Genomic DNA, 10,037 nt, shown 5'->3' with positions numbered 1-10,037 from the left:
CCGGTTTACATCGTGCAGTTGGTAGCTAAGTTTATTTACCATTATTCGGTCGCTAATTTCCAACGTGGCTTCCATGGAAGGCGACGGAATGTAATAGGCCTGGAATAAGAATGTTTTTACCACCAGGGCGACCACGAACGCTCCGGCAATCACCCCGACCCATTCCAGTACTCCGCGCACCGTGGTAGCAAAAGCCCCTGGAAGTCCAAGGTCGAAATCCTCTTCCTCAACTATCGCCTGTGGCGACTGGGTAACCGGAGGCACCGTTGCCGACGCAGATGGCATTACCGGTGCCGGAGAAGGCCGCTCTGAAACAGGCGGGGCAACCGGCGATGCAGATTCTCCCGCATCGGGAGTGGCCTCTGGCGACCCCGGTGCTTCTGGTTCTTTTCCCGCAGCTCGTTCTTTAGCGCGAGCCAAGATGTCGTCAGCCCATCCATCCTCCATCGGAGAGTCCGATGAGTGGTCAGGGTTTTCTGTTGGGCCGCCTTGGTTCATTTCATCATCCACTCTGAGCAACCTAGCCCCCGGAAGACCCCGAGAGGTGTCGCTCTTGATTCATGCGGTCCAGTACTCGACTGGCGGCTTTTGAACGAAGATCTTCTCCGAGTTCTTGGGGCGCTTCCAGAATCTCTACTTGAGGGCCGAGACGCAACAAAAGTCGGGCCAACCAAGCAGGTGAAGCCACCGGTAGCCGCACCGTCCATCGGCCTTTATCGTCCTCCGTCGCCTCATGATGCGGGTATTCGCCAACCACCCATTGAGCGGCCGGAGCAAGACGGAGAACCACTTCGGCCATTTTTTCGTCAACGGGGAAAACCTCACCGATCGGGGCCCTGTCAAGTACGGGCGTAAACGTTTGGTCGGTTTCGCTGAAGTCACGCACCCGATCAAGGCGGAACAAACGAATCTCGGTACGCAGTTGACAAAAGGCTTCGGCATACCAATGGCCTTTATCAGCAAACAAGCGATGCGGTTCCACCTGCCGGCTTTGGCTCTCATTGCGCCCAAAGGAGTAATAGTCAATAGACAAAACTTGACCTTTTTCTCCCGCTCGACGAAAGGCCCCCAGGACATCTCCGTCTCCAGTGCCTAAACGCACATCTATGGCCTCTTGGGCGCCTTGGCCTAGCGCTACCGCCATTTTGGTTAGCCCGCGTTCCAGTGACCCCAACTGCTCTTGGTCGGCTAACACGGCAACCGATTTCCCAGCAGCTATGAGCTCTAAAAGTTCCGCCGGCGTCAACCGAAGTGGGCGCGAGAACCAGTCGGCGTAGCCAATTTGCACGAAACCATCATCAACCATTACCTCGATCATGTCGCCCGGTCCAAAAGGCGCCACCCCGACCATGCCCACAACATTTTCCAAATCAGGAAGCAGCATTCTCTCTGGATAGTTAAAGCGTTCGGCGATCTCCGAGAGTTCCGCCCCATCCCTATCTACTACCCACGGGATGATGGCCAAAATGCGACGCAAACGGTCTTGGGCGCTCAGGCGTGTCATTGGAGTGCCTCCAGCCAATCCTTCATGTCTTGACGAAGTTCTGGCGGGCTCAAAATCTCTGCGCCATCAAGAAAGGTCAAAACAAACGACCGGAAGGCCTCTTTGTTCACAACTTCTTCTTCGATCAGCAGCGAACCATCAGCGTGTTCTTCTTTTACCGCGCTTTCCCCTAAAAAGTTTTTTATCCAAGTGGCATGTACCGCATCTACCGCCACGGTGGCTTTGATGGTGTCTCCCGGGCCGTAACGCCATGGCTGGTCATCGGCTGATTCCAAACGAGCCGGAGGACGATCAAAGGACTCAGCGGCCCCCAACTTTACGGCGCCATCAATGCGGTCTACCCGAAAACTTCGTTCGGCTTGCCGGTCTTTATCCCAGCCGCTCAAATACCAGCGACCTCGGCTAAAAGACAATCGGTAAGGCTGAAGCGCTCGTTGGCCGTTTTGGTAAAGAAAAGTCACCTCGTGGCGCTCGGCCACTGCTTGCAGAAGGTTCGCTACCCGATCGTCGCCGATTAATTCTGCCACCGGGGCGGGCCGATCTTCACCGCCCGGGTCACCGCCCAAAGGCCAAAGTGGGTCAGCACGCAAGCGAACCAAGTTGGCTGCCACGTGCAGAGCGGACAGTTCATCGGGGGCCAGGTCGGGGCCTTTACCAGAAAAAGATTCTTGACGAATCAGGTAGCCCCCTTTAGCTCCCTCGCTTCGCAAAATCTCCTCATATTCGATGGGGATGCCCAGAGCTTTTAGTTCATCTTTGTCACGCTCAAAGGCCCGTCGAGCAGTCTCGGGGTCATCGGAGTATGCGCCTTGCATGCCTTCAAAAAGTTCTTCTCGGGGCAACGGGCGGTTGGTGTTTAGCAAGGCCGCAACCAAGTTCAGCAATCGTTCAAGTTTGCTCATTTTTCTACTTTAGGCCTCGCGGGCGACGCCTGCTCATAGCGAATTGATGAGCTTGTTGACCCGCTCATCTTCGGAACGAAAGGGATCTTTGCACAGCACCGTTCGCTGTGCCTCATCATTGAGTTTTAGGTGAACCCAGTCCACGGTGTAGTCGCGTCGTTGTTCCTTGGCTCGGCGAATGAACTCGCCGCGCAGGCGAGCCCGAGTGGTTTGTGGCGCCCATTCCACCGCATGGGTTATTTCGTCATCGCTGAGCACTCGTTCCACCATTTCCCGTTCCTGCAGCCGATAGTAAAGCCCCCGGCGGCGGGCGACCTCATGATATTGGAGATCTATCAACGCGACCTGGGCATCGGCCAGAGACAATCCGTGGCGTTCTCGGTAACGCTCAATTAACAAATACTTAGCCACCCAGTCGCATTCTTTTTCCAAAGTCAAGGGGTCATCTTCGATAGCCGTAAGGCAGTGCTCCCACATGGCCAGGGCTTTTGTTTCTTCCTCGCTCATGTCATGGTGTTCGCTAAAACGGATGGCTCGGTCTAAAAACTCGCGCTGAATATCCAGCGCCCTCAGCTCACGGCCGTTGGCTAAACGCACCGTCCGTTGACAGGTGATGTCGTGGCTTATTTCTCGAATAGCGCGAATAGGGTTTTCTAAAGTCATGTCACGCATGACCACTGCAGGGTCCTCCAACATGCGCAAAATTAATCCGCAGGCAGCCATTTTTAAAAAACCCGCATATTCGCTCATGTTGGAGTCGCCCACGATCACATGGAGTCGTCGATAAAGCGCCGCATCGGCATGGGGCTCGTCACGCGAATTAATAATGGGACGCGATCGGGTGGTGGCACTCGACATGTCTTCCCACACGTGGTCAGCCCGCTGGCTTAAGCAGTACATGGCACCGCGTGCGGTCTGCAATACTTTTCCGGCTCCGGCATAGATTTGCCGACTTACCAAAAACGGGATCAATACTTGGCTGTACCGCTCGGGGCCTTCTTCACGAGGGGTCAAATAGTTTTCGTGGCAGCCGTAAGAGTTACCTGCGGAATCGGTGTTGTTGCGAAAAAGATGAATGTCGCCCTCGATGCCCTCTTCGTGAAGTTTTTCTTCGGCACTTTGTAAAAGTTGTTCCAAAATCCGTTCACCCGCCTTGTCGTGGGCGATGGCCTCACGCACTGAGTCGCATTCTGGAGTGGCGTACTCGGGGTGCGAACCGACATCAAGGTAAAGCCGTGACCCGTTAGCTAAAAACACGTTGGAGCTTTTTCCCCACGAAACCACGCGACGAAAAAGGTAACGGGCTACTTCATCGGGGCTGAGGCGGCGCTGGCCGTCAAGGGTGCAGGTGATGCCGTATTCGGTTTCAATGCCGTAAATGCGGCGCTGCATAAGGCCTAGGCTTCGCTAAGCAATGCCACGAGCGGCGCGCCTTCGATGCGACGAAAGGCCCGGCGTCCATTGTGGCGAGCTAAAACTGCTACTTCAAGGTCATCGGCTCCCAAAGTTCGCTCGGGGCCTGCCAAGGCGGCAACTGCTTGTTGTAAAGCGGAGCCCAGCGGTGCTTCTGCTTGCCAGGTCTCTTCCATGCGGCCTCGAATCGCTTCGGCCTCTCCCCCCGTCACCACGAAAGATTTCGTGTCCATTACCGTCCCATCGTAAAGCAAATGGAAAATCTGATCGCCGGCTGCTTCCTCGCCCATTTCGGCCACCAAAAGCTCCACCTCTAAGGGCTTCATTTCGTGGGTGAAATATTGGCCCAGCGTTTGGGCGTACTGGTTGGCTAACCAACGGGCGTCTACATCTTGGCGGCTAAAGGAGTAACCCTTGAGGTCGGCGTGGCGTACCCCCGCAACCCGCATTTGGTCAAACTCGTTGTATTTTCCTACGCCTATGAAACCAATGCGGTCATAGATTTCGCTGACTTTGCGCAAAGTGTTCGAAGGGTTTTCGGCGCAAAGCAAAACGCCGTCGGCGTAGGTTACTCCTACGGCAGCTCGTCCACGGGCGATTCCTTTGCGGGCGTAGTCGGCCCGATCTTTCATTACCTGTTCTGGCGAAACATACATCGGCATGTTCATTAGGCGCCCCCGATCAGGTTGTCCAGGATAGCGCCGGTACGAGTAGCGATTTCTGCATCGGGCACCCGGGCAAAACCGTCTTTGGTTATGGCCGCCACCACCGGATAAATACCCCGAACGGGGTCCGGGCCTCCGGTTGCGCTGTCTTCGTCGGCGGCATGAAAGAGTGACTCAATGGCCAAGTCAATGGCCTCGCTTTGTTTTAGGTTTCCGTTGTGGCGGAGTTTTATCACGGTGCCGGCATGCAAACTGCCCGAACCTGAGGCTCCGTAGTTTCGTTCTTCGTAGCGGCCGCCGGTGATGTCGTATTGAAAGAGACGGCCTTTTTCTTCTTGAACGTCGTACCCGGCAAACAACGGCACCACCCCGAGGCCTTGCATGGCCGCCGGAAGATTGTTGCGCACCATTTGGCTGAGTTGGTTCGCTTTCCCTTCCAGGCTCAGGGGGTTGCCTTCTACCTTTTCGTAGTGTTCGAGTTGCAACTGGAAGAGGCGCACCATTTCCATCGCTGGGCCAGCGGCCCCGGCGATCGCTACACCAGAAAGCCCGTCAGCGGGGAAAACTTTTTCAATGTTTCGGTGGCTGATGAGATGCCCAGAAGTAGCGCGGCGATCCCCAGCCATAACGACGCCATCGTCGATGCGTATAGCCACCACGGTGGTGGCGTGGGTTATTTGTGCCGGGTCTAGAGCGGCGTCACCGAGGTCTGGCTGACGTTTGAGGGTACGCAGCAGCCCAACAAAATCGGGGCCGGGGTCGTCAGATGGGGTAAAGAAAGGAAGGGTCACGGGTTGAAGAGTATCTTCCCACTCGGGGCGACTACTCGCCGCCTTTCTGTACATAGCTTTTTACAAACTCTTCGGCATTACTTTCGAGTACTTCATCAATCTCGTCAAGGAGGTCATCGAGTTCGGCCTTTAATTGCGCTCCTTGTTCACCAGATGCCCCAGGGGTGGGGTCCTCTTGTTCAAAGTCTTCTCGCGAGGTGGCCGCGTTTTTTCGTTGTTGTTCTTGCTCGGGCATGTTTTCTCTCCTCGTCTGTTGACTTGAGACTAGACCGGGTCGCCTGCTTTTAGGTGGTCAAGTAGCTCAATTACGGTAGCGCATTGATCGAGCAACGAACCAACATGTTTTTCGGTGCCTCGGGTGGGTTCCATCATGGGGATCCGTTGCAAGTTTGTTTGGCCAGTTTCGAAGACCAACGAATCCCAGTTGGCGGCCACCACCTGGTCGGGCCACTTTTCAAGGCACCGGCCGCGAAAATATGCTCTGGTTTCTTTCGGGGGATGAAGCATGGCCGTCGCCACTTGCCGTTGGTCCACCAGAGTTTCGGCTCCCAAACGGGCAAAAAGTGAACGGGCGGGACGTAAATCGTGATATTGCAAATCAACGGCGGCTAAGCGGATGTCGCCGGCGGCCAAGCCTTGCCGTTCTTGATAGGCAGTCAGGAGATGCTGTTTGGTGACCCAATCCACTACCCCGATGAGCGGCGAGCGGTCGCTTTGTTCCAATGCCGTAAGCACTTCACTCCAACGTTCCATAACTAATTCGACGGTGGCCCCGCCCACTTTTTTGTTGCCAAAACGTTCAAGATATTTGACTGCTTTTTCGTAATAGCTCCATTGCAAAGACAGCGCCGTCACTGTGGTGCCGTCTTCCAGTAAGAGTGGTTGCCGCAAGGTGAGGTCAAAAGAAACCTGTTGCAGGGCTCGCACTGGGTCGGCAAAATGAACTCCCTGGTCGAGCATTCCTTCTTCAACCATGGCTAACAGCAGCGCCGTGGTTCCGACTTTTAGGAAGGTCGCTACCTGACAAAGGTTGGCGTCGCCCACGATGACATGCAAACGCCGGTAGCGCAAAGGGTCGGCGTGCGGCTCATCGCGCGTATTGATTATGGGGCGCTTAAGGGTTGTTTCTAACCCGACGGGTTCTTCAAAAAAGTCAGCTCGTTGGGTGATTTGAAACGGCACTTGGTGGCGGCTACTCCCCGGCATTTCGCACCCCACTTTTCCTGCTCCAGTAAATATTTGTCGACTCACAAAGTGAGCGGTGGCGTGTAACACTATTTGTTCGAAGGGCACCGCCCGGTCTACTAAATAGTTTTCGTGGCACCCATAACTGTTGCCCTTTCCATCTGAGTTATTTTTGTAAACCACCAACTCTTGACCCTCTGGGAGTACCTCTTTCGCTGCTTCCATAGAAGCCACCATGATGTGGTCACTGGCTTGGTCATAGAGGACGGCACTTAACGGGTCGGCGCACTCCGGGGAACTCATTTCGGGGTGAGCGTGATCAACGTAATAACGCGCCCCGTTGGTTAGCACCGCATTCACCATGTGCATTTCAATGGCCGGCGACCGCCCGTCGACCGCGACAAAACCACGGGCATCGTGGTCTGGGCTTTCACCAACAAAATCCCAACCAGGGCGTGGAGCATTAGGGCCCCGAGAGGCCGCCGAAACCTGGTCAAGGTAAGCGTTGATGAGTAGCGCCGAGGCACTAATCGGATCGGGGCCGGGCACCCCGCGATGGACGATTCCGTATTCGGTTTCTATTCCAAGGATTTTGTCAACAGACATAGCGGAGCAAGCCGAGGCCTACAGGTATTGGCCGGTGGTTACTCCGTCGATGGCCCGGCCGCCACCTTCGTTTTGATGTTCGGTAATCAGGGTGCGCACATAAACAATACGTTCGCCTTTTTTGCCGGAGACTTTAGCCCAATCATCAGGATTGGTGGTGTTAGGGAGGTCTTCGTGTTCTTTAAATTCTTGACGCACCGCATGCGTCAAATCATCGGTGTGAATACCTAAAAAGCCGCCAGCCAACTGGCGTTTTATGGCCAGCGCCTTGGCTCGGCGTACAATATTTTCTACCATGGCCCCCGAGGCGAAGTCTCGGAAGTAGAGCACTTCTTTGTCGCCGTTTTGGTAGGTGACTTCTAAAAAACGGTTGTTCTCGTGAGAGCTGTACATGGTTTCTACGGTTTTTTCAATCATGGCCAAGACCGTTTTGTTTCGGTCTCCCCCGCCGAGGGTTTCCACCAATTCTTCGGCCAACGGGAGTTCAGCCACCAGGTAGCGAGCAAAAATACGTGACGCCGCCATTTCGTCGGGCCGTTCGATACGTATTTTTACGTCGAGGCGACCGGGCCGCAAAATGGCCGGGTCAATAAGGTCTTCGCGGTTAGATGCACCAATGACAATGACATTACTTAGGGTTTCTACTCCATCGATTTCTGCCAACAGTTGTGGCACGATGGTGGATTCCATGTCTGAACTAATCCCGGTGCCTCGGGTACGAAACAAAGATTCCATTTCGTCGAAGAAAACAATGACCGGCCAGCCTTGTTCAGATTTTTCTCGGGCTCGTTCAAAAATCAGGCGAATCTGCCGCTCGGTTTCCCCCACGTATTTGTTGAGCAACTCTGGGCCCTTGATGTTGAGGAAATAACTCCGAGCGTTTTCGTCTCCCGAAACCTCGCTCACTTTGCGGGCCAACGAGTTGGCCACTGCTTTAGCGATTAACGTTTTTCCACACCCTGGAGGGCCGTAAAGTAAAATCCCTTTGGGGGCCGGAAGTTCGTATTCGGCAAAAAGTTCTTTATGAAGGAATGGCAGTTCTACCGCATCTATTATTTTTTCTATTTGTTGATCTAAACCGCCGACATCTTCATAGGTAACATCCGGTACTTCTTCTAAAATTAGTGATTCCACTTCGGCTCGCGGCAAGCGTTCCAGCAATAATCCAGCTCGTGCATCTACCAGCACCGAGTCGCCGCTGCGGAGCTTGGGGGCCAACGGGCTCAGCAAATCGGCGGTCAGTTCCACCACTTGTTCTTCGTCGCCGCGCCCCACCACCACTACCCGAGGCCCGCCGGGCAAAGACTCTTTGACGGTCATGACCTCACCCAAGGAAGGTGGGCGGCAAGCCATGATCACGCTCATGCTCTCGTTGAGTACAACTTCTTGACCGACCGAAATGGTGGCCGAGAGTTCCGGAGTGACCCCGACCCGCATTTTGCGGTTGGCGGCTTGCACATCGACCGTGGCGTCGTCGTTAAGGGCGACCACCGTGCCGTAGGCCGACGGCGGCTGAGTCAGTTGCTCTACTTCTTGGCGAAGGTCGCCAATACGCTTTCGGGCCGCTTCTAACGTGGCATCAAGTTTTTGATTGCGCTGCATGGCTTTTTTAAAGTCTTGCTGAGCGTGACGCAACTCCGCTTCTAACACACCAATGCGTTCAGGGGCATCAAGCAAACGCCGGCGGAGGTCAGTCAACTCATTTTGCAGCGCCAATATTTGGGATGACATGTCTGGATTTTCTTGGTGGGCCATGTGGTTGCTCCGCTTTTTGTCGTTCTCGCTTTAGTTGACCTTACCCGGCAAACGGTGTGGTACAGAAATACCCTTTTTGGAGGAGATGTTCTTGACCGCCCTGTGCCTATCTTGGTTCTTTCCGTGGCTAGGCTGTCGCTCAAGTGACGCAAATAGCGTCTCCCAATTACGAGAGGAACCCTTCCCCTATGAAGGTTTGGATTGATCAAGATCTCTGCACCGGCGACGGACTCTGCGAAGAGATCGCACCTGCCGTTTTTGCCATGCTTGACGATGGTTTGGCATACGTAAAAGAAGGCGACAAAATTTTTAGCGAACCCGGCGGCGCCGAAGGTTTAGCTGAGTTGCCTGAAGATCAACTTGAAGCCACCATTGAATCAGCCGAAGAGTGCCCCGGCGAGTGCATCTTCATCGAAGTTGACTGATTAAAAGTTTTTGCAAGGTGAGGGGCTTTGACCCCTCATTTTTGCGTTTCGGGCTAAGAGCGGCAGGGCCCAGGACCGCTGGGTTCATCGGTTAACTCGGCCACCAAGTTTTGCAACTCGGTTATCTGCACGGCGTAACCCGCCGCTTCGACCCCAACGGTAGAAGAAAACACCACCCCTACCACTTCCCCGTTTTCGTTTATTAGCGCAGACCCAGAGTGTCCTTGATCAACATCTATCGCTACCTGTAGCGCATCGCGCCCGCTTGCCTCTTGGCCATAAATATCGTTTCCGGTGGCCCGTACGTGTTGAGCAATACGGCCGGGCCGCCACTGGGCTTCGCCCTTTATGTCAAAGCCCACCAGCGCTACCAACTGACCGTCTTGTGCTTCCCGTAAGGCCAAACCGCCAGCCGGCGGGCGAGGTATTGACAACAAAGCTAGGTCGCTTACCGGGTCGAAAGCCATCACCGTCGCTGGTTGAGTCTCCGCCTCGCCGGCCACCATGACCTGTGGTTGGTCAACCCCCGACACCACATGAGCGTTCGTGACCAAAAGGCCAGACTCCAAAAAGAAGCCGGAGCCTCGTTGAGCACGGGCACACCCCAAACCCAAAATGCTGGCCGTCGAGCCATGAGTTTGGGCAATCAAATCCAAAGAGAAAAGTGTGGCCTCTGGCACCTCCATAGACGGAAGCACTTCAACTGGTGGCGCGTCTTGTCCGACGTCGCTACTTGAACAACCAGCCAGAGCCAAAACCAAAACAGCAGTCCAGCAGATTCGTTTGCGCAT

General features: G+C 54.7%; 11 protein-coding genes. 1 reads left to right on the top strand and 10 read right to left on the bottom strand.

The annotated features are described in order from the left end of the window. The 9 genes from EYQ49_03305 to arc form a co-directional block, all read right to left on the bottom strand. Positions 1-510, bottom strand: a 510-nt coding sequence (locus EYQ49_03305) for a hypothetical protein (GenBank protein ID HIG24909.1), incomplete at its 3' end; no start/stop codon positions are given. 10 nt (positions 511-520) lie between these two features. Beyond that, positions 521-1,504, bottom strand: a complete 984-nt coding sequence (locus EYQ49_03300) for a WYL domain-containing protein (protein ID HIG24908.1) — start codon at positions 1,502-1,504, stop codon at positions 521-523. Next, positions 1,501-2,406 carry a WYL domain-containing protein gene (locus EYQ49_03295; GenBank protein ID HIG24907.1) on the bottom strand — a complete coding sequence of 302 codons (906 nt, stop codon included), beginning with the start codon at positions 2,404-2,406 and terminating at the stop codon, positions 1,501-1,503. Before EYQ49_03295 ends, EYQ49_03300 begins: the two co-directional genes overlap by 4 nt. 33 nt (positions 2,407-2,439) lie before the next feature. Beyond that, positions 2,440-3,798 carry a Pup--protein ligase gene (gene pafA, locus EYQ49_03290; GenBank protein HIG24906.1) on the bottom strand — a complete coding sequence of 453 codons (1,359 nt, stop codon included), beginning with the start codon at positions 3,796-3,798 and terminating at the stop codon, positions 2,440-2,442. A gap of 5 nt (positions 3,799-3,803) precedes the next feature. After that, positions 3,804-4,487, bottom strand: coding sequence for a proteasome subunit alpha (gene prcA / locus EYQ49_03285; GenBank protein HIG24905.1), 684 nt, complete (start codon positions 4,485-4,487; stop codon positions 3,804-3,806). Further along, positions 4,487-5,275 carry a proteasome subunit beta gene (gene prcB / locus EYQ49_03280; protein ID HIG24904.1) on the bottom strand — a complete coding sequence of 263 codons (789 nt, stop codon included), beginning with the start codon at positions 5,273-5,275 and terminating at the stop codon, positions 4,487-4,489. Before prcB ends, prcA begins: the two co-directional genes overlap by 1 nt. A gap of 31 nt (positions 5,276-5,306) precedes the next feature. Further along, positions 5,307-5,510: a ubiquitin-like protein Pup gene (locus EYQ49_03275; protein ID HIG24903.1), complete on the bottom strand. Its 204-nt coding sequence runs from the start codon at positions 5,508-5,510 to the stop codon at positions 5,307-5,309. Between the two features lie 29 nt (positions 5,511-5,539). Next, a complete protein-coding gene (locus tag EYQ49_03270) occupies positions 5,540-7,066 on the bottom strand; it encodes a proteasome accessory factor PafA2 (GenBank protein HIG24902.1) in 1,527 nt (508 codons plus the stop codon). 18 nt (positions 7,067-7,084) lie between these two features. Next, complete coding sequence (gene arc / locus EYQ49_03265; protein ID HIG24901.1) at positions 7,085-8,821, bottom strand: proteasome ATPase; 1,737 nt, start codon at positions 8,819-8,821, stop codon at positions 7,085-7,087. Positions 8,822-9,009: 188 nt separating this feature from the next. Here arc and EYQ49_03260 point away from each other — a divergent pair, with 188 nt between their 5' ends. Continuing rightward, the gene (locus EYQ49_03260; protein HIG24900.1) at positions 9,010-9,246 is read left to right on the top strand and encodes a ferredoxin; all 237 of its coding nucleotides are present in this window, start codon (positions 9,010-9,012) and stop codon (positions 9,244-9,246) included. Between the two features lie 53 nt (positions 9,247-9,299). Here EYQ49_03260 and EYQ49_03255 read toward each other — a convergent pair whose 3' ends face one another. After that, positions 9,300-10,037, bottom strand: coding sequence for a serine protease (locus EYQ49_03255; GenBank protein HIG24899.1), 738 nt, complete (start codon positions 10,035-10,037; stop codon positions 9,300-9,302).

This window comes from Acidimicrobiia bacterium, from assembly GCA_012959995.1.
Classification (GTDB): domain Bacteria; phylum Actinomycetota; class Acidimicrobiia; order Acidimicrobiales; family MedAcidi-G1; genus MedAcidi-G2B.
Note: the sequence above shows the minus strand (reverse complement) of the source record. Positions and strands in the feature narration are given on the sequence as shown.

Bases quoted from the DNA above. Each gene is read 5' to 3' on its own strand.
- arc (HIG24901.1), bottom strand. From the start codon at position 8,821: ATGGCCCACCAAGAAAATCCAGACATGTCATCCCAAATATTGGCGCTG.
- EYQ49_03300 (HIG24908.1), bottom strand. From the start codon at position 1,504: ATGACACGCCTGAGCGCCCAAGACCGTTTGCGTCGCATTTTGGCCATC.
- prcA (HIG24905.1), bottom strand. From the start codon at position 4,487: ATGAACATGCCGATGTATGTTTCGCCAGAACAGGTAATGAAAGATCGG.
- EYQ49_03270 (HIG24902.1), bottom strand. From the start codon at position 7,066: ATGTCTGTTGACAAAATCCTTGGAATAGAAACCGAATACGGAATCGTC.
- EYQ49_03260 (HIG24900.1), top strand. From the start codon at position 9,010: ATGAAGGTTTGGATTGATCAAGATCTCTGCACCGGCGACGGACTCTGC.
- pafA (HIG24906.1), bottom strand. From the start codon at position 3,798: ATGCAGCGCCGCATTTACGGCATTGAAACCGAATACGGCATCACCTGC.
- EYQ49_03255 (HIG24899.1), bottom strand. From the start codon at position 10,037: ATGCGCAAACGAATCTGCTGGACTGCTGTTTTGGTTTTGGCTCTGGCT.
- EYQ49_03275 (HIG24903.1), bottom strand. From the start codon at position 5,510: ATGCCCGAGCAAGAACAACAACGAAAAAACGCGGCCACCTCGCGAGAA.
- EYQ49_03295 (HIG24907.1), bottom strand. From the start codon at position 2,406: ATGAGCAAACTTGAACGATTGCTGAACTTGGTTGCGGCCTTGCTAAAC.